The sequence below is a fragment of the Sphingobium sp. B8D3B genome (genome assembly GCF_025961875.1).
Lineage (GTDB): Bacteria > Pseudomonadota > Alphaproteobacteria > Sphingomonadales > Sphingomonadaceae > Sphingobium.
The window spans coordinates 635,199-660,449 of sequence record NZ_JAOQON010000001.1 but is presented as its reverse complement, the minus strand read 5'-3'; the positions used below and the strand labels follow the sequence as shown (position 1 = coordinate 660,449).

Genomic DNA, 25,251 nt, shown 5'->3' with positions numbered 1-25,251 from the left:
AAGGGCGGCCCGACAACGGGCCGCCTTTTTTTCATGATCGCGCGCCTGCTCTGCGACGCAGGCTCTGGTCCTAGGCCAAACGCCGCGCTCAAGGCGCGGCGTTCAGCGCTTTCTGCAGGAAGTTGGCGGACTGGACCAACATGTCTTTCCGCGCTTCGCTGTCATCCAGATAATGGTCCAGCTGCTCGTAGACGACCAGCGTCCCGTCCTTCCCCGCCTGCCGCAGCCGATCAGCCATCAACCGTGACTGGCCGACGTTCACGTTGCGATCGAACGTGCCGTGGAACATGAGGACCGGTGCCTTGATGCGCCCCGCCTGCCGGGCAGGCGAACCCTGCTCGATATAAGGGCCGGAGCCGATGAAGTCCTTCTGCAGATAATAGTTGCTCCAGCCGGACCACTCGCCCTTCAGCCTTTCGAGATCGGTCACAGGGGCGATGGCAATCACGGCGCGGAACAAATCCGGTTCCACAGCAGCCGACTGAAGCGCGGCATAGCCGCCGTAAGACCAGCCAGAGACGACGAGCTTGCGCGGGTCGGCAATCCCTTCGCGGATCAGCCAACGCCCGGCATCGACAACGTCGCCGATGGCCACGTTCCAGCTCTTGAACCCATTGGTCTGGAACCACGTATCGCCATAGCCGGACGAGCCCCGGAAGTTCGGCTGCAGCACAGCGTAGCCCTGATTGGCCCAGAACTGCACCATCCAGTCAAACCCCCAGCTATCCCGTGCGCTCGGGCCGCCATGCGGCATCACGATGGCGGGAAGCCCTTTTCCGTCGCTCCCCGGCGGCAGGGTCAGATAGGCGGGAATCTTGGTGCCATCCGCGGCATCGAACGTGATGTGCCGGACGGTCGCGAGCGACAGGTTCTGCATTCCCGCGCGGCTAAAGGCCAACTCCGTCAGGCCGCGCGTCTCACGGTCCAAAAGATAATAGCGGCCGGGGTCGACATCGCTCCCAGCCCAAAGCAGCAGCTTGCACTCATCCTGACTGGAATCCTGAAAATGGATGAGAGGCAAGTTTGGCAAGCCGCGCGAGAGCGCCTTGCTCAACCGCTTGAGCTCGGGGTCGATATATTCAACCTCCGTCTTATCGGTGGTGTAGGAAATGCCGATGACGCGTGAATTGCGTCCGATCGTCACGAACCCCTCGACGTCGACATCCGGGCGGGCCAGCAGCAGCTTCTCGGACGCTTGGCCGTCAAGCGACACCGAATAGGCGGCATAGCGCCCGTCCAGCTTTCGCAAGCCGTAAGCAAGGTTCAGGGCAGGATCGACATAATAGGGATTGAACCCCTCGCCCGTCCTTGAATCGAAATCACCCAGGAACCGCCAGTTGCTACCGTCTGCACCGCTGTACTGGTAGCGTGTGATGCCGGACGCATAGCCCTCCGAGGTTCTGTTGGGATCTATGCCACGAATGCGAATGTGGCCTTGGCCGTCGCTGATGAACTCGGTATTGGCTGGGCGTGGCCGCTCGATCGCAGACACCGTCCGCATGGAAATCGTGTCGACCTGATCCACGCCAAGGCCATCGGCAACCTGCGCTAGCCGCGTGCCGGTTGTGGATTCCGGCACAAACTCGCGGAGCAGAAGCACATGGCCGTCCTGCCCGGGGTTCCAATCCAGCACAGAACCGCCGAACAGCCGGTAGCCCAGCGCATTCCCCTTGGTACCCGGCAATCGAAGTGACTGCATCCGCTTGCCATCTGCATCGATTGCAATCAGCCGGCTGGCGTAGCTGAGCTGGCCATCGTTGAGTGGGAACACCCCATAAATACTGCAAAGGAGACGGCGGGTTCCGCTCCAACGGCACCAGCTCAGCCGTTCGGGTGATCCCGATGCCTGCAGGATGCCGACAGGATGGGAGTCGTCCCGAGTGAGATCGAGAATGCGGACCTGCGTGCCGCGTGCACCAATGGGCTCAATGGTTGCAAGCAAAGCGCCGTCGGGGGAGAGACTGGCGTGCTGCACGCTCGGGCGCGCTCCAAAGGTCGCGGCCGCCTGCTCGACGCTCGACGGGGCACCCGCCGCCGCGCCGGCCGCCCCCGCGCCGACCGCGATACTAAACAAGCTCGCGCCCATAACCCGCGCGACGACGCCGGTCGAAATCATAGAAATCCCCCCTCGTAAATGGCCCCACCAAAGCATGACGGCACAGCCATGCCTCTGATTAAGCGGCTTCATGTTGAACACGCAAGCAGACCCTGACATGAGCGACTATCACCTTGCCTGTTGCTGGAAGAAGTACCCATGCGCCTCCCTCGTCTCGCGATCGCTCTCCCTCTCGCGCTTCTCGCTGCGTGCCAACCCACAGCCACGCCACTGAAAAGCACGGCCGATGCCGCGCCCGTGTCAGCGGACCCGGCATTTGTTTTGCCTGCCGCCGTGATGGCAAAACCCATCGACATCAATCTGCTCAAAAGCGTCACGCGCACCCTGTCCTCGGACGCGTTCGAAGGGCGCGCGCCCGGCACTGTCGGCGAGGAAAAGACCGTCTCCTATCTCATCGCCCAGATGCGCAAGGTTGGACTGAAACCCGGCAACAAGGGAAGCTGGACGCAGGACGTGCCGCTGGTCGAACTGACGCCCTCGCCGGACATGACCTTGCGGATCGCCGGGGCACAAACCGCCATCAACCTCGCCTACAAGACGGATATGGTCGCGGGCACCTATCGGGTGGTGCCGACGAGCACGGTGGCGGCCAGCGACATGGTGTTCGTCGGCTACGGCATCAACGCGCCCGAGCGGGGCTGGAACGATTATGCCGGCGTGGATGTGCGCGGCAAGACGGTGGTCATCCTCGTCAACGATCCCGATTACGAGATGGAAGGTCTCGACGGTCCCTTCGAGGGTCGCGCCATGACCTATTATGGCCGCTGGACCTACAAATATGAGGAAGCCGCGCGACAAGGCGCCGCTGCCGCGCTGATCGTTCACGAGACATTCCCGGCCGCTTATCCATGGGACGTGGTCGTCTCCTCCTGGACCGGGCCGCAGCTCAACATCGATGTGCCGGGCGATCATATGGATCAGTCCGCCGCGGCTGGCTGGGTGACGCTCGATGCTGCCAAGCGCGTCTTCGCTGCGGCCGGCAAGGATTTCGCGGCACTCAGCGCCGCGGCCAAGCGCTCGGGCTTCCGGGCCGTCCCCCTAGGCGACCTCAAGGCCAGCATCACCATCAACAATACGATCCGCCGCCAACGCTCGCGCAACGTGATCGGCATCCTCCCCGGCACCAGCCGGCCCGATGATTATGTGCTCTACACCGCGCACTGGGATCATCTGGGCCGATGCGAACCGATCGATGGCGACGACATCTGCAATGGCGCGGTCGATAACGCGACGGGCACGGCCGCGCTGATCGCGCTGGCCAAAGCTCACCGTGACGCCGGACCAACTGCGCGCACGCTGGTCTTTCTCGCCGTGACGGCGGAGGAAGCCGGCCTGCTCGGCTCGGCTTATTATGCCGAAAACCCCGTCTTCCCGCTCGCGCGGACGGTGGGTGGCATCAACATGGATGCGCTGAATATGGCGGGGCCGACCCGCGATGTGGTGGTGATCGGCGGCGGCAAATCCGAGCTGGAGCTGTTCCTCGAACGCGCCGTCAAGGATGCCGGCCGCGTCATCAAGCCCGAGCCGGCGCCGGAAAAAGGCAGCTTCTACCGCTCCGACCATTTCAGCTTCGCGAAGCAGGGCGTGTCCATGCTGTATGCCGAGAGCGGCGAGGACCTGGTGGATGGCGGCGTGACGGCCGGCCAGGCCGCGGCCGAAGATTACACGGTCCACCGCTATCACAAGCCGCAGGACGAATATGATCCCCGCTGGAACTGGGCCGGCGCGGCAAGCGATCTCCAGCTTCACTATCGCATCGGCCGCGAACTGGCGCAGAGCGACGTGTGGCCCAACTGGTTCCCAACCGCAGAATTCCGGACGATTCGCGACGAGAGCCGGAGTGGAGCGAATGCGCCAAAGTAGACGGAACAGGTTATTAAGAGCCTTGGCGTTAAAACCTTAAATCATCGATTTGTTAAGGCCAGTTGTTCTGAGCAAGCGATGAGTTGTTGCGGTGCAAAAATGAGTTGCGCGAAAGCGCAGCCAAAGCTAGCCCAAGGCGCAAATCAGGGAAATTCCGTCGACATGGCTACTGTTCACCCGCGTTCCTTTCACCCTTCCCGGGTAGACCATGAAAGAACGCTCGAGGCGGGCCTGTCCGTTATCACGCAAGAGGCCGCTGGTCTCGCAGCCTTGGCTGCGTCGCTCGATCAGTCCTTTTCGGATGCCGTCAACGTCATCTTGAACACGCCCGGCCGTGTCGTCGTCGCCGGCGTCGGAAAGTCCGGCCATATTGCCCGCAAGATCGCTGCAACCTTTGCTGCGACCGGCACGTCCTCCTTCTTTCTTCACGCCGGGGAAGCAGCCCATGGCGACCTGGGGATGCTGAGTCAGGGCGATGTGCTGATCATTCTCTCCAACAGCGGCTTTTCGCCGGAATTGCGCCCGCTGCTCACTTATGCCGGGCGGCGGGGCGTACAGGTGATCGGCATCGTCTCGCGGCGTCATTCGCCGCTGGGCGTCGCAGCCGATATCGTCCTGCAACTGCCCGACGCACCAGAGGCCTGTCCCGTGCGGATTGCGCCGACGACCTCCACCACGATGATGTTGGCGCTTGGCGACGCGCTGGCCATGGCTGCCATGGAACGTCGCGGCCTCACGCGCACCGATATTGCCCAATGGCATCCCGGCGGAGACATCGGCTCGCGCCTCGCGCCGATCGAAGAAGTGATCAACGTCAACGACCCGCTTCCCCTGGTCCGCTGGGACGCGCCGATGCGCGACGTGGTTTTCGAGATGACAAGCGGCGGCAAGGGCGTGGCGGGCGTCGTGTCCGATGATGGCTCCCTGGTCGGCATCATCACCGATGGCGATTTGCGCCGCGCCTTCGACCATGTGCTTACCGCCCGTGCGGCCGATATCATGACCAGCGCCCCCATCACTGTGCCCGTGGGCACGCTGGTGGAAGAAGTTCTCACCCTCATGAACGATGCCAAGATCACGGTGCTGTTCGTCACGGCGCAGGATGACCGCGCAAAGCCCGTGGGCATCGCGCATATTCACGATCTCGCGCCCTGAGCGGGTGCGCCATGATCGCCGGTCAACGTCACGCCCAGATTGACCGCGAGGCCGACGGAACCCCGGCTTGCATTCCGCCCAACATTGGACGACGGGAAGCCGCATGAGTGAGCGCCTTGCCCTGGCTGACGCTGGGACCGTCATCATTATCCCGACACGCTATGGATCGAGCCGTTATCCCGGCAAACCGCTGGCGCCCATCATGGGCCCTGATGGCATCACGAAGACGCTCATCGGGTGGAGCCATGATGGCGCACTCGCCGTCTGCGAAGACGCGGCCGTCGTCGTCGCGACGGACGACAAGCGGATCACCGACGAAGTCGATGACTTTGGCGGCCAGTCGCTGATGACGCCGGAAAGCTGCGGCAATGGCACCGAGCGGGTGGCGGCCTGCCTCGACGCGCTGCCCAACGCGCAGCTGCTCGTCAACTTCCAGGGCGATGCGCTGCTCACCCCGCCGGCTTTCGTCGCTGCCCTGATCGACCATATGCACGCCAATCCGGAGGTGCAGGTCGCGACCGTGGCGGTGCGGTGTTCAGACGAAACCTATCGACACCTCGCGGAGGATGCCGCGCAGGGCCGCGTGGGTGGCACCACCGTCGTGGTCAACGGTCGTTCAGAAGCGCTGTATTTCTCCAAGCGCATCCTCCCCTATCTCCCAGAAGGCCGCATGCCGAACGAGGACATGCCTGTCCTGCTCCATCTTGGCCTCTATGCCTATCGCCGCGCCGCGCTGGAGCGCTATGTCGCGCTGGGGCCGACGATGCTGGAGGCAGTCGAGGGCCTCGAACAGTTGCGCTTCCTCGTCGCGGGCATACCGGTCTCGGTCGTCACGCTTGAGGAACAAGGCTATCCCATCGTAGAGGTGAACAACCCCAGCGACGTTCCGCTGGTCGAAGGGATTCTCAGCGCGCGCGCCTTGCCCTAGGTGAGGATCGTGCGCGAGACACAGGATCGTCCGGGCAAGCCGTGCCATACCAGGCGGGGGCGTGCGCGGCAGACCATGGTGCTGTTGGCGTTGCTGGGGATGACGCCGGGCTGTGCGTCTTTGTCTCGCGACGTCCTCTATTCTCCCCATAACAAAGCCGGCGTGACCCAATGGGACGGCGCGCCACCCCAGACCATCAGCGTCACCACGAAGGATCATCTCGCACTCACCGGCTATTACTGGCCGGGCGCGCCGGGCGACCCCGACATCTTCGTCATGTTCCACGGCCGCAACTGGAATGCCGAAATGAATGCGAATGCTGCCCAGCATCTGGCCGGGACAGGCAATGCGGTTCTGGCTGCGTCTTACCGCGGCTTCGGCGCCAATCCGGGCCGACCGAGCGAAGACGGCCTGATGACCGATGCGAGCGCGTTCATCGCAAAGGCGAGGGATCTGGCCGGGCCCGGCGCGCGCGTCTGGTTGATCGGCCATTCGCTGGGCTCTTCCGTGGCGCTTCATGCCGCAGCAAGAGAACCGGATATCGCTGGCGTGATCGCGATGAGCGTTTTCGTTCGCATTGCTGCCGCCGCGCCAAAGATCAGCCGCGCCTTCATCCCGGATCGATGGGACAATCGGGAGGCGTTGAAGGCGATCAAGGTCCCGGTGTTGTTTGTGCAGGGCGATTTCGACCGCCTCGTTCCGAAGACCAGCGCCGATACGCTGTTTGCGGCTTATTCCGGCCCCTCCAGTCTGGTCACAGGGGTGACCTCCCGTCATAATCCCGACATGGCCCTCCTGTCGCCCTGGCTGAACCGCGTGATCGAAGCGATGCGTGCCGATCCCCACGCCGCCGTGCCCAAGCCGCCGACGGGCTGGCTGGAGAAAGTGCATCGCCCATGACGCTCGCCGCACAGACGATCCTCGCCGTTCCTCCTTTTCCCGGCGGCAAACCCTATCCGGTCGTCCTCAGCGCCGCGGAGGACGAGAGCCATGTCCGCTCGGCAACCGCGGAGCAAATCCTCGCGGCCCTGCGACAACATCGCGTCGGTGGTCCGTTCTGGGCGCCGGACGATCCTTGGACAATCGCACAAGAAAGCGTGACAGGGTCCGCCGACGATCCGCTGATGCTGCTCAGCGCCATCGCAGGCAAGCGCGTTCGTCTTAACGGTGAAGGCACATTCGCTGCGCTTGCCGACCGCGCGCCCGGCGCCCCCGAGACTGAGGCCATCATCGCCGCTTTGGTTGAGCGGCATCTAGTGCAGAACGTCGCCTACGCAGACCCGTTCACCGGCCAGCCAACCAGCGCACTCGATTTGATCGAAACGCTGGCGAGCTGGCGGCGCTTGATCGACGCCAACCGCCCGATCGCCGCGGCATTCGGTTTCGCGCACTGGAAGCGCGATACGGTGGACCCCTTGCTCTGGGCCGGCAGCGCCGTCCCGTTCCGTCCCGCCAATCCCGCGGCCCTGCGCGATCTCAAGTCCAGCGATGCCATTGCTGTGTGGAAGGCGCGCGTTCCCCCTGCCCTGCTGGCGGAGATCGAGGCGGGTCCCTGGCCGGTGATGGAAGTGGAGGATGGCTTCATCCGCTCAGCCGGGCTCGGTGCCGACTGCGTACCGCCGCTTTCCATCATCGTCGATGATCTGGGCGTCCATTACGACCCCACCCGCCCCAACCGGCTGGAGGAGATGCTGGCGCAAGGCACCCCCTCCCCCGACATGCTGGCCCGCGCGCGCCGTCTGCGCGAATGGCTGGTGCGCGAGGCCGTCAGCAAATATGGCATCGGCCGGGCGGCCACTTTGCCGCGCCGGGGCGGCCAGAAGCGCCATCTTCTCGCGGTCGGCCAGGTCGAGGACGACCGGTCCGTCCAGTTCGGTGGCGGGGCGGTCCAGTCCAACCTTGAACTGCTCCGCCGGGTTCGCGCAGGCGCACCGGATGCGTGGATCGTCTATCGACCGCATCCCGATGTTGAAGCGGGCCATCGGCGCGGCGCCATCCCGACGAATATCGCGCTGGAACTGGCGAACGAGATCGACCCCGGCAGCCCGATCAGCGCGTTGATCGCCATGGCGGACGAGGTGCACGTCATCACCTCCCTCGCCGGGTTCGAAGCGCTGTTGCACGGGACATCGGTGACGACGCACGGCATGCCCTTCTTTGCGGGCTGGGGGCTCACCAATGATCTCGGCCCATCCCTGCCGCGTCGAAACAGGGCCTTAACGCTAGATGCGTTAACAGCCCATGTGCTTATTCAATATCCGCGCTATCTGGACCCCGTAACCAATTTGCCATGCACGGCAGAAATACTTGTCATGCGTCTCATTTCTGGTGTTCAGCGTCAAAATGTTGCGCTAGTCCCGCTCAGAAAGTTGGTTGGTTTGGCTAGACGGGCCATCGCGCACATGTTGGGAAACAGATGAAATTCCAGCCCATAGCGCATCGGAACTTCCTGTTCCTGCAGGGGCCGCCGGGGCCCTTCTTCTGGCAATTGGCCGAACGACTTCGCACTCTCGAATGCGGTATTTTTCGCATCAATCTGAATGGCGGCGATCTCGCCGATTGGCCCGGCGAGGCCACCAATTATCGCGGAAGCCGGAAGCGGTGGACCCTGTTCATTGATCGCTTCCTGAGCGACAATGCCATCACCGACATCATTCTGTTCGGCGATTGCCGCCCTCTGCACATGGCGGCCCATCGCATGGCACAGCTTCGCAAGATCGACGTGCATGTCTTTGAAGAAGGTTACATTCGTCCGGACTGGCTGACCCTGGAGCCGAGCGGAGTGAACGGCAACAGCTCGCTGCCGCGAGACCCGGAATGGTATCTGCAAGCGGCGCGCAACCTGCCCCCATTGCCGCAGCGCCCGGTCATCACCGCCAGCTTCAATCGCCGCGCGCGCGATGCCTGGCGCTATTACTCACGCACTTGGTTCGGGCGGCCGCTCTATCCTTTCTACCAGTCGCACCGGACCGGGTCCCTGATGATGGAGGGCTTTGGCTGGCTCTATAAATTCGGGCGGGAAAAGGCAGATGCTCGCCGCGCCGAGGAGACCCTCGCGCGGCTGCCTGAGGCCCCCTACTTCCTTTTCCCGCTGCAACTCTCGACTGACTTCCAGATTCGCGAGCATTCGCCGTTCGCGGACATGAAGGAAGCGCTGGATTACGTGCTTTACAGCTTCGCTCGCCGCGCCCCCAAGCATGTCCGCTTGCTCATCAAGGAACATCCGCTCGATTGCAGCTTCATGAGTTGGCGCAATCATATCATGAGCCAGGCGCGCAAGGCCGGCATCGAAGATCGCATCCTCCACATCGCAGGCGGCGCGCTTGAAGAGCTGACGGCGGACGCCCTCGGCATGGTGACGATCAACAGCACCTCAGCCACGCTGGCCCTCGCCGCTGGCGTCCCCACCATGGCGCTGGGCAAGGCGATCTACAACATACCGCAAATCACCCACCAAGGTCGGCTCGACGACTTCTGGATGCGCCCGCAAGCGCCCGATCCGAACGTCTACGAGTCCTTCCGCCGCGTGCTGCACGATCGCTGCCTTGTCTATGGCGGGCTGGCGAGCGAGACGGCGACGAGTATATTGGTGGAGTCGTCCGTGGAGCGGCTGGTTAGCAGTCGAACCGGCCAGTGGCAGCTTGCGAGCGTTGCCACTTACGGCTGAGCAGCTAACTCCTCCAACCAGGGATCGAGCTTGGCGAAATGATCCGCCCAAGTTGGCGGCTGCCAGCTAGCAAGACGCTTTAGCTGATCTGCACGCCGAATGCTGTCGGGCTGCGCAAAATCCTCAATCAACTGAGACCAGCCCAGACCATCAATCGGACTGAGATACTCTGGAATTTCGCCCGCAAGCTCACGAAAGACCCCAAGATTGCTGGCTATGACCGGCGTCCCGCTGGCCAACGCTTCCACGAGCGGAAGACCATATCCTTCGACGAAAGATGGAAAGAGCAGCGCTCGCGCCCCGCACATATAGGCTTGGAGCTCCGCATCGTCACAGCGTGACAGCTCGATAACATGCCCACGCAGCGCCGCGCTGCGCTCCAACATATCGACCGCCTGCTCACTTTCCCAGCCGCGCTGGCCAATGATAACGAGTTGCGGGCACGCTGCCCCCAAACGCCGAGCCATCTCTGCCCATATCGTAAGAATAAAGAGGTGATTCTTCCGTCCTTCAATCGTGCCGAGCATGACAAAATAGGGCCGCACCGGCAAAGTCGTATCGGGTCTCGGGGCTTGCTGTCTATCAGAGAAATCCGCTCCTAAAGGTGCCAGAAGCGTCGGCGGCATTTCCAACGATCCTTGGTAACTGGCAAAAATTTTCAACTCATCAAGCGTATCGCGGCTGTTTCCGATGATGCCAGTTCCATTGCGCAATAACGCAGTGATGCGGTGACGATGCTTCTCTAATTCTCTCGGACGACAATATTCGGGGTGAGTTATCGGAATGAGATCATGCACAAAATAGATTGGTCTCACGCCCGATTTCTGAACCCAAGCCTCATGGCTCACCTTATCGAGGCCCGTGTGACCGACATTCAGATAAATGGCTCCCGAGAGGTCACGCCGCCCCACCCGACCTCTCAAAAGCTCCCGCACGCCCCGCCAAACGAGGGAGGGCAATCGGTGGCCACCACCACCTCTATGGGATGAAAGTAAGACCTCGAACAATTCTCGGGAACATTCAAGGGGATAAACCGCTGTCACCTTCCCGAACTGAATGACTGCATGGGCGCGACCGCGATAATGAGAAATATACGCAAGACATGTTCGATCAATACCTGTCGGCAACAACCCTCTTTTCATGCGCCAAATCAAACGAGATACATCTATAAGCATAGATTTTAACTTCATAGAATTAATATAAATATTCAATGCCACTATATTTAAGGATAATATATTAGGATCATCGTCTATTTTATTTTCCCTGCATCTTTCAAATAAAGAAGGTTGGGGGCGACCCAATCGCCGTTAGTCCATTATCGCTTCTGATGCCATTGTCGAGCGCAACCAATTTGAACAGAAACTGAGTTTCACTTTGACGGGAAACCATGCGGGACACCCTCTTCGTGTGCTGGTGCAGCAGAGTTTGGCAGCGCCGCGCGACGGGCTGACACCTCCGATGTTCCTAGCGAGAATGACCGTCGAAAGCATTGCTATTCGGTTATTGCTGGATTGCCTTCCGCCAGACCCATCAGTTTGCACCACGTCAGCCCGGCGAAAAAGCACAGACTCGACACATCATAGGCGCAGCCCCCTCCGAAAAAAACAAGCACCGACCGCGACGAAAGCGCACCTTGTCATTGCAAGCTATGTCGGCCAAGACGCTCGCGAAACGAGAGAGAACGCCGAATGTCTTACATCCTACCGGCAGAGTGGGCCCCTCAGGAACTGCTTTGGATTGGCTGTCCCGGCGACCCGTCGGAATGGCCCTCAGCGCGTTCGGATGCCCAGTTCCAGGCAGCGGCATTTGCAAATGCGGTCTCCAGCCAGGGCCAGCGCGTCATACTTCTCGCGCGCAACGAGCCAGATGCCCTCCACGCCCGCACCCTTGTCTCCCCCGCCGTAGAGGTCCGCCACGAACCCTTCGGCGACATCTGGCTACGCGACACCGGTCCAATCGGCCTCCTCGGCCCGAATGGCTCACGCGCCCTCGTCGATTTCGATTTCAACGGCTGGGGCGGCAAGTTCCAGATGCCGGGCGATGAGGACATCGGCGCGCGGCTTGCCGCCACAACCGGCCTGCCCTGCCGCCACGTTCCCATCATCCTGGAAGGCGGCGCGCTCGATACGGACGGGACGGGGCTCTTCGTGACGACCGAGCAATGTCTGCTCAACCCCAATCGCAACCCCACGCTGGATCGCAAGCAGATCGAGACGATCCTGGCCGGCACGCTTGGACTGTCGTCAATGCTCTGGCTGGGTGATGGCTTGCTGAACGATCACACCGATGGGCATGTCGACAATCTCGCCCGCTTCGTCGCGCCCGGCATTCTTGCCGTGCCGCAGGCCAGCACCGAGGATGACCCCAACACCGCCATCTATGCCGATGCCACAGCGCGCGCCCGCGCCTATGGGCTGGAGGTCGCCGCAATGCCGTCGGTCGGCCGATATGAGATTGACGGGCACATCGTCCCGGCGAGCTACATGAACTTCTGCATCACCAACGGCGCCGTCATCGTACCCCAATATGATGCACCCAATGATCAGGCCGCGCTGGATGCGCTCGCGCCCTTCTTTCCCGGCCGGGCTATTGTCGGCCTGGCGTCCGATGCCATATTGCGCGGCGGCGGCAGTTTCCATTGCATGAGCATGCATCTGCCCGCCGCCGTCTGACCCCCTTCGCCGCAGGATCTATCATGTCTCATCTCACCGTCGCCGCGCTTCAGCTCGCCTTTTCGGACGATGAGGCCGCCAATATCGCGCTGGTGGAGGAGCATGTCGCCAAGGCCGCAGCGCGCGGCGCCAAGATCATCCTGCCGCCCGAACTATTCGAGGGCCTGTATTTCTGCACGGTCGAGGACGAGGCTCTGTTTGCCCGCGCTCGCCCGCTCACCGAGCATCCTGCCGTGCTGGCGATGCAGAAGGTGGCCAAGGCGCAGGGCGTCTACATCCCCACCAGCTTCTTCGAGCGGGATGGCCAGCACCATTATAACAGCCTCGCGATGATCGACGATCAGGGCGAGATCATGGGCGTCTACCGCAAGAGCCATATCCCGGACGGGCCGGGCTATGAGGAGAAATATTATTTTCGCCCCGGCAACACCGGCTTCAAGGTGTGGGAAACGAAATATGGCACGATCGGCGTCGGCATCTGCTGGGACCAATGGTATCCGGAAACGGCCCGCGCCATGGCGCTGATGGGTGCGGAACTGCTTTTTTACCCGACCGCGATCGGCTCTGAGCCTTATGATGGCGATCTGGAAACCAGCCGCATGTGGCGGCGGGCGATGCAGGGCCATGCCGTTTCCAACTGTATGCCGGTTATTGCCGCCAATCGCATCGGCAGCGAGCAGATGGCTGGCGCCGCAGGCGAGCAAAACTTCTACGGCCACAGCTTCATCACAGACGAATGGGGCGATCTGGTGGCGGAGGCGGAGGACTGGCAGACCGGCGCGCTCATCGCCACGCTCGACCTCGACCGTGCCCGCAAGCACCGCGCCGGCATGGGCTTTTTCCGCGATCGCAGGCCCGAGCTTTATGGACGGCTGGCGCAGGATGTGTAACCATCGCTGCATAAGGAGATGTGTATGACCGTGGCTCGCCTCTACATCATTCCCGCCGCAGACGGCAAAAGCGCCGAGATGGAAGCGGCCCTCATGGCGCTGTCAGGCACGGTGAAGGCTGCCGATGGCTGTGAAGGCGTCGAACTGATGCGGGATCTGGGCAACGAGCACCGCTTCATCTTCATCGAGAAATGGGCCAGCGAAGAGCATCATGCCAAGTCGCTCGCCTCGCTACCGGAAGGCGCCCTGGATGGCGTGCAGGCTGCCGCCGGTGGTCCGCCGGATGGCGCTTATTACGATTATCTGCTGCGATAAGCCCGGCGAGCGCGGCGGTAGCTTTCAGTCCCCGCGTTCACCAGCCTCTTGAGCCGGGCCTTTAGCTTGGCGAGATAAGGCCGGTCAGCAATGTCTGCACCCTGGAACCTGTTTGGCATGCGCGTTCTCTCACGACCATTGCTTCGTCGTGAAGGAACAGCCGCGCGCAAGGTTGCCGCCCGAACTTCATCCAACGGGCGCAATGCCCGACGGATAAAACCTGCCTATCACCGCGTCGCTTAAAGGCTATCCCGCAAAGCCAGCGCCCGATCGAAAACCGCCTCGAACATCTCCGCCGTCAGCCGCCCGGTGTTCGTATTGTAGCGCGAGCAGTGGTAGCTATCGATCAGCATGCGCCCATCGGGCATCCGGTGCTCGGCGAGATGCGCGAAGCGGGCCTTGGGCAGCCGTCCACCCAGCACTTTCACCGCGGATTGATGCGCGATCTGCCCGAGCGCGATGAAGATGCGCGCCTTGGGCAGCAACGTGACCTCCGCATCCAGAAACGGACGGCACGTGCGGATTTCCTCGGGGGTCGGCTTGTTCTGTGGCGGCAGGCATTTCACGCTCGCGAGGATCGCGCAATCCACCAACTCAAGGCCATCATCCACGCGCGCCTCATATGTGCCACGCGAAAGGCCGAATTTGTCCAGCGTGGCGAACAGGAGGTCGCCCGCATAATCGCCGGTGAACGGCCTCCCCGTGCGGTTGGAGCCATGTTTGCCGGGCGCCAGACCCACCAGAACAATGCGCGCATCCGGATCGCCAAAGGCGGGGATTGGACTGTTCCACCAGTCCGGATGCTCGATGCGACAGGCTTGCCGAAAGGCGACCAGACGCGGACACAAGGCACACTCGCGCGCCGGTTCGGCGCCGGGCACGGGGCTTATAACAGGTCTGGTCATGGACATGCCCTGCGGATAGGCCCTGGCGGATGAACAAGGCAAGCATCCACCCTCTGGCGCACGACCATCGGTCGCCGGGAACCGGCGAGCAGATCTACGCTATTGGTATCGGCGCCAATCGCCCGATGGCGGGGATGCGCCCGCGCGACATCGTGCGCGCCGCCTTCGATGCCCTCGACTTCGCGCCCCTCAGCCTTGTTCGAGCCTCCCCCATCACCGACTCGCGCCCCCTGGGCCCGTCCGCGCGCACTTATGCCAATGCGGCAGCCATTGTGAGCACGAGGCTGCTACCGCTGGCGATGCTCGACCAGCTTCAGGCCATCGAGCGCACCTTCCATCGCCGCCGCTACCGCCGCTGGGGCGCGCGCACGCTGGACCTCGACCTGCTGCTCTGGTCTGGCGGCGCCGTGCGCAGCAAACGTCTGACGGTGCCGCATCCGGCCATCGCAGACCGTGCCTTCGTCCTGGAACCGCTGCGCGCGATCGCTCCGAATGCACAAGATCCTGTGTCCGGCCGCACCATCCACCATCTGGCCTCCCGCCTGCGCAAGCCCAAGCCAGCCAGATGATCGCGGCTGTAAAAGCCGCCAAGCCGGTTGACCGCCAGAGCCCGCACCTTTAGGGGATCGCGACACCCGCTTGGGGGCCCTTAGCTCAGTCGGTAGAGCAACTGACTTTTAATCAGTAGGTCGCTGGTTCGAACCCAGCAGGGCTCACCATTTTCCACCGGTATTCACTATCCCACTCTTACAGTGACATTTTTCCACCCTTAGCGCGACATCGACGGAATTCTGCGGTTTAGCGCAGGCGGTTTCTGCAAAATGGGACATGCATCACACGAAAAAGAGACGCGTGGAAAGATGGGTTCGAATCCTGTCGCCAGATACCAAGTTTCATCCCTGCCCTAAATGTCAGATCAGAGCTGAGCGGATTGCCCGATTAGAGGTCAGCGGTCGTTAAAAGGGAAGCAAGCGAATGGCTGGCCGATTTCATTCGTCGTCAGCAATCCTCTTGTTCAAGACAACGATCGCTCCAAGTTCAGATGGCGAGAATTGGGACATTACTGCCGTCCGACGCTGCCGTGCCGAATGGCGGGTTTCGACAAAAGTCGACAACGAGTGTTTGTCAAACCCAGCCGGCATTCTGACCGAATTCGCGATGGTAGCAGACTTGCTACTTTGGGAGAGCGTCCTCACTACTGCGGATGCGAACACGCTGGCGACTAGTCGTGTAATCCGCTATAATCTGCAGTAGTCTCGTACTCGGGGGAGACGGCACTTGGTGGATCAGGACGCGCAGCCGCAGGCCCTGCAGATTGAAGGTTTTCCGGGCGCAAGCCCACGATGGCAGGCCGTTCCTGTGGCGAAATTGAATTCGCCTCCTTACAACCGAATCTGCCAGGTCGTGGCATCGAACGGCACCCAAGCCTTGGGAGGCACGGGATGGCTGTATGCCCAAGGCCAGATTTTGACGGCCGCGCATGTGGTCGCCGGCGCGACATCGGTCAGGGTCCGTTTCGCAGGCCAAGCGAACTGGATTGATGCTGCCCTCGGAAAAATCGCCGACGGATACTTCGCCCCCAACGGCACGCAGCGAAAATGCTCGCCGCAGGATCTCGCGCTCCTAGTCCCGCCGGGAGGCCATGGCATCGCTACGGACGGGTTCTCGCAATTGGCTAGCGCAGGACTGGCCGCTGCCGTTGGGTTTGCCGATGGTGTTCTCGTGCAGCATGTCGGCAACGCCGCCGACGTCGGCCCCTTCCTGGCCCACAATTGTGACACCGACCAAGAACATAGCGGCTGTCCGCTGTTCATCGGCAATGCCGTTCGCGCGATCCATGTTGGGCTGTTCAGCGGTTCCCGCATCTATCTATCGCCACCGCAGTCGCAAACCCAAGCGTATCTCAATAGCGCCGTTCGACTGAATGCTGCTCTGGCGGCTCCACTAGAAGGTCCGGGGGAATGACAATGACGATGAAGACCTGTGTCCTTCCCATTGTCGGCCTTGCCACCCTTCTTGCAGGCTGCGCTCCCCACATCGCGGGAACCGAGCGTCCGCCCACCATCCTGCCGCAAGACAAGGTCTACTACGACACGCAAACGGTCGTCGGTCCCTGTGCGACAGATGCCGAAGCTGTGCCCTTGCTCGCCGCCCTTGCTTCCGCCGTGATTGCGCAAGGTGTCAACCGGATCGGCGATGCCATCAAGGCTGCGGCAGACACCGAGACCAAAGTCGTCACCGCGCGGCGCAATGTGGAACTACGCAGGGGGAAGGGGTTGGGACCCTGCATCACAATCGTGCGCGGCTGGTTGTATCGCGAACCGCCAGCCTATGATCCTACGCCATCGCCGTTTTACGTGAACACCAGATCCCAATGGCCCACGAACAGCCAGCCCGAGGTCACGCCCTTCTGGCGGCGCGGGCTGCACATGGCCGGAACGCCGGACTTCTACTTCCAGGGACGGATCGTGACGTCTACCGACGGCGCGGCCTACACCGTACTGCCGGTGATGGCCTCTCTCGATCGGCCGATCAGCTCGACCCCGCTGCGTCCCTCGGGCACCCGCAGCGTGCTCGTATCGTTCGCCTTCGCGGAAGCGGGAAAGTCACTTGACCTTCAGAAAGGCGGCGGCACCACAATCGTTCTCGGCAAGATGCAGCCTGGCAAGCTCCTGCGGTTCGCGGACGTCAATTGCTACGCCGCCGGAAAGGACGGGAAACTTGCCCCGGTGACTGCGTGCCCGGCGGAAGGGACGTTCGACACGCTGGTGCGCAGTCCCTTCGAAAGTGATTGGTTCAGCGTGTCCCTCGGCGACAAGAGCAAGCCAATGGCGGTTCAAGCCCTTGTGTCGGAAACTCGCAGCGCCTCGCAATTCTTGTCCTTTGTGAGCGACGTCTTCGGGGCCACCAAAGGCACGCTCACCGAACGCCTGCAGCAGGGGCTGATCTCGTCCGTCGGCGACGCAGCGGAGGAAACAGAGCTGGCAGCGAAGGAAAAGGCGGCGAACGATGCCGACACGGCCCAAGGCAAAGCGATCGCGGACCTCAAGGCCTGCACCGCGGCTCCCGACGATCCGGCCAAGCGCACTGCCGCACGAGTCTCGCTCAGAAGCTACATCCAGGCAGCGCGCAAGGCTGAGCGCCAATCGACGGTCAGTGCAGGGCTGGTCGACGCGATCACCACCGACGGCACCGATGCCGGGCCGTGTCAGACCGCGCTTAGCGCCGTGATTACGGGATAACCAAGCGCGGCAAAAGTGCACGTTTAAATGCATGTCGCGACGCTTGACCCCCGTCAGACGGTGGAGGTTCAGCAGGCGCCTTCGCTTTTTTTTCCGATGTCATAGAGATTGGCGATGTCATCCCCCAGAATGCGCCAAAACCCGTCTTGTGACGCCGTGCCACCGGATGGTGGGAATGTCCCCTAAGTTGGTCGTGGCCACTGCAACATCGTAACACCCTGTCCGAATTCTGGCACCACCTCACCGCTTGCCAGCCGCTGACTTTGCACACACTATCGGTTCAGGGTTTCGCTAGCGGGTGGCAGTCACGGGAGGGGGAAATGGCCGAACCAAACAAGTCGATACGCGTCTCGCTGAGCGAGTTCTCAGTTGAAGTCCGGGAGGACGACGTCGTCGTGCGCAATATTCACGACTGCAGTTTCGGCCGCCACGAAGGCGAGAATAACCTGACCCCGGTTATGCATCGGGGCATGCTTTCGAGCTGGAAGCGGAAGCGAGACTACAAGAGTGCGACGTACCCGGAGCCGAACGGCGGCGCGCCGATGAACTTCGCGCTCTTCCTAGAAGAACATCTTGCCGTCGCGTTCCACGAGGGCAACACCGCCGCCCAGTCGCATGGCTGTATCCACCTCAACGGCGCCGAAGCGGCTTGGCTGTTCGACTGGGCGGGCACATCCCCAGTCGCGGTGACAATCGCGGGCCCCCATCCCAATCCGGGAACTCGCGCCCTCCTCTACGCGGTCGGCGCAACGAACATGACCGCACGCGCCATCGTTAACATCCGGCAGGCGCTCGCCTCCACGGGGATCGCCGCAGGGTCGGGCACCGGCTACGACGACGCCTTGGCGGCGGCAGTCTCTTCCTACCAGGGCCAACACGGGCTCAAGGTCGATGGCAAGGTTGGGCCGGAGACCGCGCTCCACATGGGCTTCGACCTCTAGAAGGGGCGGCGCATGCCGGCTGTACCCCAGAGCGACGCCGCTAACGATCCCGAGATCTGCGGGCAAGCGGCCCGTGGCACGCCTTGGTGGAAGCTGGGGTGTGCCTGCCTACTGGGGGTAGCCGTGCCTCTGGTCCTCGGTGTCGCGTATCTCTTCATTTGCATGCCGACCTGGACGGGCGCCGCGGCCGACCTCATGGCAGGCGGCATGGTCACTCCGGACGACGCCGAGGTAGCCATCACACCTTACACTCCTACTGCCTCAGCCATGGAATACGCGGCGCTGTCAGGCCGCGGGGAGGGCCTCGATTGCTCGATCCCGCCGATCATCGAACAGAATGCTTTCCCTGGGACGCAGGTCAGCCTCGCCTATCGCCAGGCCTGCGTCGCTCACGATTACTGCTACCGCCACGGCGCGGCCACCTATGGCTACACGCAGTCAGACTGTGACGCCACGCTAGCGCGCGCGACGTTACGAATTTGCCGGCGCTCCTCCACGACACCGGACGAGCGGAATGCGTTAGGCGCGCGCGCCGCGTCTACGCGGGCCTGATGGCCGGGGGCGCCGGCTCGTTCCGTCCGGCAAGGCCCGACGCGCTGCTGTCAGGGATTTACGCCTCCGATTGGCAGAAGGCGCATTGCTACCTCGGGGTGAAGGTCAACGCCGCCTTCAAATTATGGGGCGAGCGGCTCGCGATGCACGTCCCCGGCGGCTGCGACCTCACGAAAGCACTGGCGGGCAAGTACGACGAGCTGGACCAACGCGCGCTCGACCAGGTGATGGAGGCCTGGCTCGACATGGCTTCCGTGGCGGGCGAGTACGACCCCTATCCCCTCGGCACCGCGCGGCTGAGCGTTCCCCGCCTCGCTGACAACGGCTCGGGCAAGACCTCCCTGTTTTTCTATATGCAGCGTGCCGGCGGGGCGGAGGTCCGTGAATTTTACTGGGCCGCGCGTGTACCCGGGCAGGTCCAGGTGACCTGCGACGCGGCGCAGTGTGGTGGTGGCAAGCGCGTGATGCCGATCTCCACCGGCTGGGAAGGGATCCCGAGCGCGCCCTGGGTTGCCAAGCCGAGCGGCCGCGGTGTGGGTCTACTATGGTGGAGACGGCGGTTCACGAACCAGAGCACAACCGGAGGCAACGTCGGCCGCTTATGGCAGGTGGCGCCACAGGACAGGAAGGAGCGTTTGGCCTGGCGCTTCAACTTGGCACCGGAGTGGGAGCCCAACGCACCGAACCCTTATTTCGTGACAGGACTCGGCGGAGACGAGCGGTTGGCGGCGTTCTACTACGATCGTTGCCCGCGGGAGAATCCGCGCCGGCTGGTCCTCCGCCAGCTTCGAGTACGGAGTGCGCAGTCCATTCAGCCGGGAAAGACGGATTTCAGTGACCCACGCTCAATCGACGATCTTGGGGGCGGCCCCCTGCTATCAGCGCTCGCAATCCCCCCACTTATCCTCCGCGACAAGGACGGCGTCTCCGTCACCATCTTTCGCCGAGAAGGCGAAGCCGGCGGATTCCGTAAGAGCATCGGTGCGCAGACCTGGCGCGTACCCGACGCAGCCCCCCGTCGGGGGACAGCAGCAAAGACGCCTTCGCCAACAGCACAGTCCCAGACGAACACCGACGACTGCCCAACCAAGGAGGCGTTACTCCACGGCCGCCCCGCCGAGCCGACGACCTCGACCTACGCCCTGACCGAGGAACAAGAGCCGTTCGCGCCGCTTCCCCAAGGCTTGAAGCCACCCCTGTTGCTGGCGATCCGCTGCCAGCATCCAGGCGAGCCCGGCTGGTTCGACTGGCTCGAGATCGGCCTCCGCTTTAAGGCGCCGGAGCGGTGCGCAGCCAAGCAGACGCTCACCGAGCTCAGCCTTTTGACTGCCGGAACTAAGAGTGGGCAACTGCTAAGGCTCGAGGGCCGCTACGTGTCGCGCGTACCGATCTTCCGGATAGCTTCGACCGGCGACTACGCAGCCGTGTTTGTTCGGTTCGTGCTACGCAAGGCCAGGCAGGGGGTCCGGCTGGAAGCTTTGTCGCGGATTGTGATGATCCACGGCCAAAAGCTGACGAAGGGCGACGAGATCCGGCTGGGCGTGGTTAGTCCACCCGATGAGACGATGGCCTCGTCAGCGCTCGCGCGCTCATCGCGCCTTGTTCCGCTGGTCGGCGACACCGACGGGGATGGCTGGCTAGACCTCGTCATCGCTGATCCCGATAACGGCGCAACGGCATTGTCCTACCCGAGCGGCTATGTGCATCGACAACTGGCCTTTGGCACTCAACCGATTGTGCGGCGATACCCCCTACACGCCGACGGCGGTTTCAGCATAAGCAGACGTTCGGACCTTGATCGCGGGTGACCGAAGTTGGTCGACACAGACCCCAAAGCAATTCGCCCGCGTTCTCACCGGCAAGCGTTCTGCTTATGGCCAATGTGGCTACAGGAGAACGACCATGGAGATGCCTGAAACCGAACTCACCGCCGTAAAGCGCCCGGTCTGGAATGCCGGAAGGACCGTGGGTGCAAAGCGGGCTCTGAAACCAAAGCAGATCTGGGAAATCCGTTTTTATCTCAATCAGCGCCGCCGCCTGCGAGATCGGGCGCTTTTTGATCTAGCGATCGATAGCAAGCTTCGGGGCTGTGATCTGGTGCAGATGAAGATCGGCGACATTGTCAGCGGCGGACAGATCCGAACGCGGGCGATCGTGATGCAGCAGAAGACGGGACGGCCCGTTCAGTTCGAACTGCTGCCGGATGCTCGGGCGAGCCTGCTGGCTTGGCTGGATCGGCGCGGCGGCACGGTGGACGATTATGTCTTTCCCAGCAGGGTTGATCATAATGGGCATCTCAGCACCCGCCAGTACGCGCGGCTTGTCGACGAATGGGTAACAGGTGTCGGTCTCATGCGAAGCGAGTATGGCACGCACTCGCTTCGCCGAACGAAGGCGTCGATAATCTACAGGGCTACTGGCAACCTTCGCGCCGTTCAGATCCTGCTCGGCCATAGCAAGATCGAGAATACGGTCCGCTATCTTGGAATCGACGTGGAGGATGCTCTTGCCCTCGCCGAGAATACGGAGATTTAAACCCGATGGCGCTCGTTTCCGGTGGAGAGCCGGACACGGGCGCTTGGGACAAAGCGGCCGGTCACCGTTGCTTGTGTGAAGGTCCGGCTGCGCCGAACCCCGACATCTGTGGAGCCGAGTAAGCCATCAACAAGAGCGGACCGGCGGTCTCCAGAACTGGATGATCAAGAAGGGCACGCCAATACCGGCAAATCGTAACCAATGTCGCCATCACCCGTTATGCCACCCGTTCAATGACCAGACATTCGTCCCGGAACCAGAGGCGGCCATACTTCGCGAGAGTTTCGCGTGTCGCAGCCAAATAGCCAGGCCTCGTCATCTGCTCTGCGACGCGCTCGTTCTCGATTTGAGCCACATATGTCGCGGCGATCCAGGCAGAATAAAGTACCGACGTGCCGATCAGCGTGGCGGCCCGGTCTCCTTCGCTGCCCAGCACGTGCATCTCGAACCGAATGGATGCGGTCTCGTCGGAGAGAGTGTCAAAGACATAGTGCGCGGTGCCGCCTGACAAGGCCGCTTGCGTGGCCCGGATCAGGTCTTGCCGGCTGTTCGGGAAAGGCTGCTCGCCCGGCCAGACCTTGTGAATGATCTCCATGGCTGGATCATCCCCGGCGGATTGCACCACGACCAGCCGACCGCCCGGACGCAAAGCCCGCGCCAGCGGCGCCAGCACGCGCTCAGCCTTGAACTGCACGTCGGCCTTGAGGCGAAAGGGCTGGCTCGCCAGGACCAAATCGAAATCGGCCGGTGTCGCGGCCGGGCGAGGAATGACCCGGTCGAGGATGAACCGATAGGCTTCACGATAGAGCAGGAGCACAGTCGGCGTTTCTGGCGACAATGCGCCCGTCGCGGGGTTGACCTTCATCCGCCAATGGTCCGCGAGAAACGGCATGAGAGACTGGATTTGCTGCTCCATGTCGGCGGAGGTCTCGCCGTGCAATGCGACGTCCTTCCAGACCAGCGCCTTCTGCGCCTGCGGACGGGACCGGCGCAGCCAGGGAGCCTCCGCATAGGAAATGTTGGTGAGTGCCACGACCGTTTCGGGATGCTCGACGAAGCGATCCGGCAGCTTGTCGAGCGCGAGGCGCAAATCCTCGAGGCTGATTTCCTTGCCGACTACATAGAAGGGCAAGCGCGGGAAGCGCCGGTGCATGGCACGCAGTAGGCGCGACATCACCGTGCCGTCGCCAACGCCGGCATCGAAGAACCTCAGTGCGGGCTGCTGCGGATCGAGATGCTCAAGCTCCTGCGCCACGCGGTCGGCGATCACCAGCTTCTCGGTACAACTGTGCACGAACATCAGGTAATTCTGGCGACTGTCGTAGAAGCGCGGCTTCGGCCCGGAGGGTTGGGGCGCTTCATCCTCCGGCACGCGGTGGGGCCGGTTTCTATTCGTCAGCTGCATATCCGCTCCCCTATCGCCTCGCGAACTTTGCCTGCCCTTCGCAGGCGTAGCGAGTTGTCCATCCACGGATGGCCGGGTAAACCACATTGCATCCCACTCGTCCGAGAAGCACGGTTTCCGGGCCTTCCCAACCTGCCTCAGGCGGAACTTCCACTTCGCCAATCCGGCATGGACGCGCGATAGTATCTGCGGCGTGCCGTTCTGCCGGACAGCGCCGGCCCGGCACGCTATAAACGCCCGACGATGACCCCGCCCCCTGACTTCCCTGCCGATGAAGGCGCCGCCGACACCCGACCGTCCCGCTCGTCCGTGCGTGCCCGGCGCAAACTCCAGCGCAGGCACGGCCTGGTCGAAGACGTGTTCCAGATCATTCGCGCAGACATCATGGCTCTGCGCATTCCGCCAGACTCGCGGATCTCGATCGACAAGCTGGCCCGCGAACTCGGCATTTCGCAAACGCCGATCCGCGAGGCCTTGAGCATGCTGGAAGCGATCGGCCTGGTCGTGCGGCGCCTCTATGCCGGATATTGGTGCGCGCCGCAGCTTTCTAGGACGCAGATCGACGATCTCTTCGCCGTCCGATTGCTGCTGGAGCCGCACGCCGCCCGACATGCCGCGCGAAACATGACCGACGCGGATATGCGCGCGTTGACACGCCATGTCGCGCTGATGGACCCGCAGACCCATGTTTTCGGCTATGATGACTACGCCGATCGCGATGCGGAATTGCACGAGATGATCGCGCGCGGCAGCGGCAATACGATCATTCAAGAGACGCTGGGACGGCTGCACGCGCACCTCCACATTTTTCGCCTGAAATCGAATACCGAGGTCGCGATCGAAGCCAGCCGCGAGCATGGGCTCATCGCGCAAGCGCTGAGCCGTCGGGACGCGGACGGGGCCGAAGCCGCCATGCGGCTACACATCGGCAACTCCTATGAACGGCTGATCGGAGAGCCGCAGCAAAGCTAGGCTTGTGGCGAACCGTCTTGCGCAGGTCCATTGACTGCCAGCGCAACTAGGATATCGTATAGGAAATACGAAAAACGGTGGAGAGGACCGTCTTTTATGCGTCGAGCGAGAGCCATTGAGCCCAGTCAGGCACCTCCCGTGGTCTGGAAAGGCGGGCGGGCGCAGGTGACGGTGCACAGCCGCATCCCAAACTCCATGCTTTTGGCCGAACAACTCGGGCCGCTGTTGCTGATCCAGATGCGGTGCGGCTCCGTGACGATTTCCCGGCCGGAAGGCGCATTGACCCCCGCCGATCGTCAATCGACCTTCATCCTCGTCCTGTCCGGCGGGGCCAGCCTGCGCCATTATGGCCGGCAGATCGAACTATATCCCGGTGACATCACCATGTACGACCACAGCGCCGAATACACCCTGCACTTCGGGCAGCCGACCCAAGTGATCATGATCCGGGTGAACTCAACCGCTATCCGGCAGATTTTTCCGGTGCCCGACAGCTTCTATGGCCAGCGCATTCCTGGCGATGTGGGGCTGACATCCACCGCGCTGGCAATGGCGAAGGATCTCTCCGCCAAGCTCGAAACAAGGCCCGGTCTCCACTTCAACGAGCGTGTGGCCACGCATTTGCTGGATGTTCTGGCCACCGCCTACGCGGAAGTCATGGACGAACCATCATCCGCGACGTCGCTGATGGAACGGCGCTTCTGGAAAGTCCGCCTTTTCATCGAGGAAAATCTGCGCGACCCGTCGCTCTCTCCCTCGCTCGTGGCGGAACGGCTTAAGCTGTCCGACCGCTACCTCCGCATGATCTTCGCGGTAAGCGACGAGTCCCCATCGGCCTATATCCTGCGGCGGCGGTTGGAGGAATGCGCGCGGCAGTTCAGCGACGAGCGCTGGCGGGGCCGATCCATTACGGAGATTGCGTTCAGCTGGGGATTCAACAGCGCCCCGCATTTCACGCGCACGTTTCGCCAGCATTTTGGCATGGCGCCCAGCCAGTATCGCCTAAAACACGCGACGGAGCGCGCAGAACCGGCCCTGTTGCAGTAAATCTTGGAACAGCGGCATCCGGAGGAGAGCGCATAAGCCCCACTCC

22 protein-coding genes and 1 tRNA gene are annotated in these 25,251 nt (G+C 62.4%); 19 read left to right on the top strand and 4 right to left on the bottom strand.

The window, feature by feature from the left end:
• Positions 1-88: 88 nt before the first annotated feature.
• Positions 89-2,116 carry an alpha/beta hydrolase family protein gene (locus M2343_RS03035; protein ID WP_264575555.1) on the bottom strand — a complete coding sequence of 676 codons (2,028 nt, stop codon included), beginning with the start codon at positions 2,114-2,116 and terminating at the stop codon, positions 89-91.
• Positions 2,117-2,254: 138 nt separating this feature from the next.
• On the opposite strand from M2343_RS03035, the gene M2343_RS03030 reads away from it, so the two are divergent.
• From M2343_RS03030 to M2343_RS03005, 6 genes are all read left to right on the top strand, one after another.
• Positions 2,255-3,979, top strand: coding sequence for a M28 family metallopeptidase (locus M2343_RS03030; RefSeq protein ID WP_413716000.1), 1,725 nt, complete (start codon positions 2,255-2,257; stop codon positions 3,977-3,979).
• Positions 3,980-4,249: 270 nt separating this feature from the next.
• Positions 4,250-5,134: a KpsF/GutQ family sugar-phosphate isomerase gene (locus tag M2343_RS03025; protein WP_319799386.1), complete on the top strand. Its 885-nt coding sequence runs from the start codon at positions 4,250-4,252 to the stop codon at positions 5,132-5,134.
• 103 nt (positions 5,135-5,237) lie between these two features.
• On the top strand, positions 5,238-6,062 hold the full coding sequence (locus M2343_RS03020) for a 3-deoxy-manno-octulosonate cytidylyltransferase (protein WP_264575552.1): 825 nt from the start codon (positions 5,238-5,240) through the stop codon (positions 6,060-6,062).
• 9 nt (positions 6,063-6,071) lie between these two features.
• Positions 6,072-6,962, top strand: coding sequence for an alpha/beta hydrolase (locus M2343_RS03015; protein ID WP_264575551.1), 891 nt, complete (start codon positions 6,072-6,074; stop codon positions 6,960-6,962).
• Positions 6,959-8,482 (top strand): hypothetical protein, encoded by a 1,524-nt coding sequence (locus tag M2343_RS03010; RefSeq protein ID WP_264575550.1) that lies wholly within the window; start codon positions 6,959-6,961, stop codon positions 8,480-8,482. The genes M2343_RS03015 and M2343_RS03010 overlap by 4 nt, the downstream gene beginning before the upstream one ends.
• Positions 8,479-9,729, top strand: a complete 1,251-nt coding sequence (locus tag M2343_RS03005; RefSeq protein WP_264575549.1) for a capsule biosynthesis protein — start codon at positions 8,479-8,481, stop codon at positions 9,727-9,729. Before M2343_RS03010 ends, M2343_RS03005 begins: the two co-directional genes overlap by 4 nt.
• On the opposite strand, the gene M2343_RS03000 is transcribed toward M2343_RS03005, so the two are convergent.
• Positions 9,720-11,030 (bottom strand): glycosyltransferase family 4 protein, encoded by a 1,311-nt coding sequence (locus M2343_RS03000; RefSeq protein ID WP_264603858.1) that lies wholly within the window; start codon positions 11,028-11,030, stop codon positions 9,720-9,722. The two genes, M2343_RS03005 and M2343_RS03000, sit on opposite strands and share 10 nt — an antisense overlap.
• Before the next feature lie 387 nt (positions 11,031-11,417).
• Here M2343_RS03000 and M2343_RS02995 point away from each other — a divergent pair, with 387 nt between their 5' ends.
• Genes M2343_RS02995 through M2343_RS02985 form a run of 3 tightly spaced genes read left to right on the top strand, consistent with a single transcriptional unit; the run spans position 11,418 to position 13,606 of the window.
• On the top strand, positions 11,418-12,401 hold the full coding sequence (locus M2343_RS02995; protein ID WP_264575547.1) for an agmatine deiminase family protein: 984 nt from the start codon (positions 11,418-11,420) through the stop codon (positions 12,399-12,401).
• A 23-nt stretch (positions 12,402-12,424) separates the two neighbouring features.
• On the top strand, positions 12,425-13,291 hold the full coding sequence (gene aguB, locus M2343_RS02990; RefSeq protein ID WP_264575546.1) for an N-carbamoylputrescine amidase: 867 nt from the start codon (positions 12,425-12,427) through the stop codon (positions 13,289-13,291).
• Between the two features lie 24 nt (positions 13,292-13,315).
• On the top strand, positions 13,316-13,606 hold the full coding sequence (locus M2343_RS02985) for a putative quinol monooxygenase (RefSeq protein ID WP_264575545.1): 291 nt from the start codon (positions 13,316-13,318) through the stop codon (positions 13,604-13,606).
• Positions 13,607-13,845: 239 nt separating this feature from the next.
• Here the strand turns inward: M2343_RS02985 and M2343_RS02980 are convergent, their stop codons facing one another.
• Positions 13,846-14,517, bottom strand: coding sequence for a uracil-DNA glycosylase (locus tag M2343_RS02980; RefSeq protein ID WP_264575544.1), 672 nt, complete (start codon positions 14,515-14,517; stop codon positions 13,846-13,848).
• Between the two features lie 23 nt (positions 14,518-14,540).
• On the opposite strand from M2343_RS02980, the gene folK reads away from it, so the two are divergent.
• The 8 genes from folK to M2343_RS02940 all read left to right on the top strand — a co-directional run bounded on the left by folK (position 14,541) and on the right by M2343_RS02940 (position 21,781).
• Positions 14,541-15,080: a 2-amino-4-hydroxy-6-hydroxymethyldihydropteridine diphosphokinase gene (gene folK, locus M2343_RS02975; RefSeq protein WP_264575543.1), complete on the top strand. Its 540-nt coding sequence runs from the start codon at positions 14,541-14,543 to the stop codon at positions 15,078-15,080.
• Positions 15,081-15,154: 74 nt separating this feature from the next.
• Positions 15,155-15,230: transfer RNA gene (locus M2343_RS02970), tRNA-Lys, on the top strand.
• A 562-nt stretch (positions 15,231-15,792) separates the two neighbouring features.
• Positions 15,793-16,476 (top strand): serine protease, encoded by a 684-nt coding sequence (locus M2343_RS02965; RefSeq protein ID WP_264577478.1) that lies wholly within the window; start codon positions 15,793-15,795, stop codon positions 16,474-16,476.
• Positions 16,477-16,478: 2 nt separating this feature from the next.
• On the top strand, positions 16,479-17,753 hold the full coding sequence (locus M2343_RS02960; RefSeq protein ID WP_264575542.1) for a hypothetical protein: 1,275 nt from the start codon (positions 16,479-16,481) through the stop codon (positions 17,751-17,753).
• 320 nt (positions 17,754-18,073) lie between these two features.
• Positions 18,074-18,694: a L,D-transpeptidase gene (locus M2343_RS02955; RefSeq protein ID WP_264575541.1), complete on the top strand. Its 621-nt coding sequence runs from the start codon at positions 18,074-18,076 to the stop codon at positions 18,692-18,694.
• Positions 18,695-18,706: 12 nt separating this feature from the next.
• Positions 18,707-19,246 (top strand): hypothetical protein, encoded by a 540-nt coding sequence (locus tag M2343_RS02950; protein WP_264575540.1) that lies wholly within the window; start codon positions 18,707-18,709, stop codon positions 19,244-19,246.
• The gene (locus M2343_RS02945; protein ID WP_264575539.1) at positions 19,246-21,054 is read left to right on the top strand and encodes a hypothetical protein; all 1,809 of its coding nucleotides are present in this window, start codon (positions 19,246-19,248) and stop codon (positions 21,052-21,054) included. The genes M2343_RS02950 and M2343_RS02945 overlap by 1 nt, the downstream gene beginning before the upstream one ends.
• 94 nt (positions 21,055-21,148) lie before the next feature.
• Positions 21,149-21,781, top strand: coding sequence for a tyrosine-type recombinase/integrase (locus M2343_RS02940; RefSeq protein WP_264575538.1), 633 nt, complete (start codon positions 21,149-21,151; stop codon positions 21,779-21,781).
• Positions 21,782-21,998: 217 nt separating this feature from the next.
• Here M2343_RS02940 and M2343_RS02935 read toward each other — a convergent pair whose 3' ends face one another.
• On the bottom strand, positions 21,999-23,186 hold the full coding sequence (locus tag M2343_RS02935; protein WP_264575537.1) for a hypothetical protein: 1,188 nt from the start codon (positions 23,184-23,186) through the stop codon (positions 21,999-22,001).
• A 309-nt stretch (positions 23,187-23,495) separates the two neighbouring features.
• On the opposite strand from M2343_RS02935, the gene M2343_RS02930 reads away from it, so the two are divergent.
• Positions 23,496-24,158, top strand: a complete 663-nt coding sequence (locus M2343_RS02930) for a GntR family transcriptional regulator (RefSeq protein ID WP_264575536.1) — start codon at positions 23,496-23,498, stop codon at positions 24,156-24,158.
• Positions 24,159-24,188: 30 nt separating this feature from the next.
• Positions 24,189-25,205 carry a helix-turn-helix domain-containing protein gene (locus M2343_RS02925; protein WP_264575535.1) on the top strand — a complete coding sequence of 339 codons (1,017 nt, stop codon included), beginning with the start codon at positions 24,189-24,191 and terminating at the stop codon, positions 25,203-25,205.
• Positions 25,206-25,251: the final 46 nt, after the last annotated feature.

Bases quoted from the DNA above. Each gene is read 5' to 3' on its own strand.
- M2343_RS02980 (WP_264575544.1), bottom strand. From the start codon at position 14,517: ATGTCCATGACCAGACCTGTTATAAGCCCCGTGCCCGGCGCCGAACCG.
- M2343_RS02950 (WP_264575540.1), top strand. From the start codon at position 18,707: ATGCCGGCTGTACCCCAGAGCGACGCCGCTAACGATCCCGAGATCTGC.
- M2343_RS02995 (WP_264575547.1), top strand. From the start codon at position 11,418: ATGTCTTACATCCTACCGGCAGAGTGGGCCCCTCAGGAACTGCTTTGG.
- M2343_RS03020 (WP_264575552.1), top strand. From the start codon at position 5,238: ATGAGTGAGCGCCTTGCCCTGGCTGACGCTGGGACCGTCATCATTATC.
- M2343_RS02935 (WP_264575537.1), bottom strand. From the start codon at position 23,186: ATGCAGCTGACGAATAGAAACCGGCCCCACCGCGTGCCGGAGGATGAA.
- folK (WP_264575543.1), top strand. From the start codon at position 14,541: ATGAACAAGGCAAGCATCCACCCTCTGGCGCACGACCATCGGTCGCCG.
- M2343_RS02985 (WP_264575545.1), top strand. From the start codon at position 13,316: ATGACCGTGGCTCGCCTCTACATCATTCCCGCCGCAGACGGCAAAAGC.
- M2343_RS02960 (WP_264575542.1), top strand. From the start codon at position 16,479: ATGACGATGAAGACCTGTGTCCTTCCCATTGTCGGCCTTGCCACCCTT.
- M2343_RS03030 (WP_413716000.1), top strand. From the start codon at position 2,255: ATGCGCCTCCCTCGTCTCGCGATCGCTCTCCCTCTCGCGCTTCTCGCT.
- M2343_RS02945 (WP_264575539.1), top strand. From the start codon at position 19,246: ATGGCCGGGGGCGCCGGCTCGTTCCGTCCGGCAAGGCCCGACGCGCTG.
- aguB (WP_264575546.1), top strand. From the start codon at position 12,425: ATGTCTCATCTCACCGTCGCCGCGCTTCAGCTCGCCTTTTCGGACGAT.
- M2343_RS02940 (WP_264575538.1), top strand. From the start codon at position 21,149: ATGGAGATGCCTGAAACCGAACTCACCGCCGTAAAGCGCCCGGTCTGG.
- M2343_RS03005 (WP_264575549.1), top strand. From the start codon at position 8,479: ATGAAATTCCAGCCCATAGCGCATCGGAACTTCCTGTTCCTGCAGGGG.
- M2343_RS03035 (WP_264575555.1), bottom strand. From the start codon at position 2,116: ATGATTTCGACCGGCGTCGTCGCGCGGGTTATGGGCGCGAGCTTGTTT.
- M2343_RS03010 (WP_264575550.1), top strand. From the start codon at position 6,959: ATGACGCTCGCCGCACAGACGATCCTCGCCGTTCCTCCTTTTCCCGGC.
- M2343_RS02955 (WP_264575541.1), top strand. From the start codon at position 18,074: ATGGCCGAACCAAACAAGTCGATACGCGTCTCGCTGAGCGAGTTCTCA.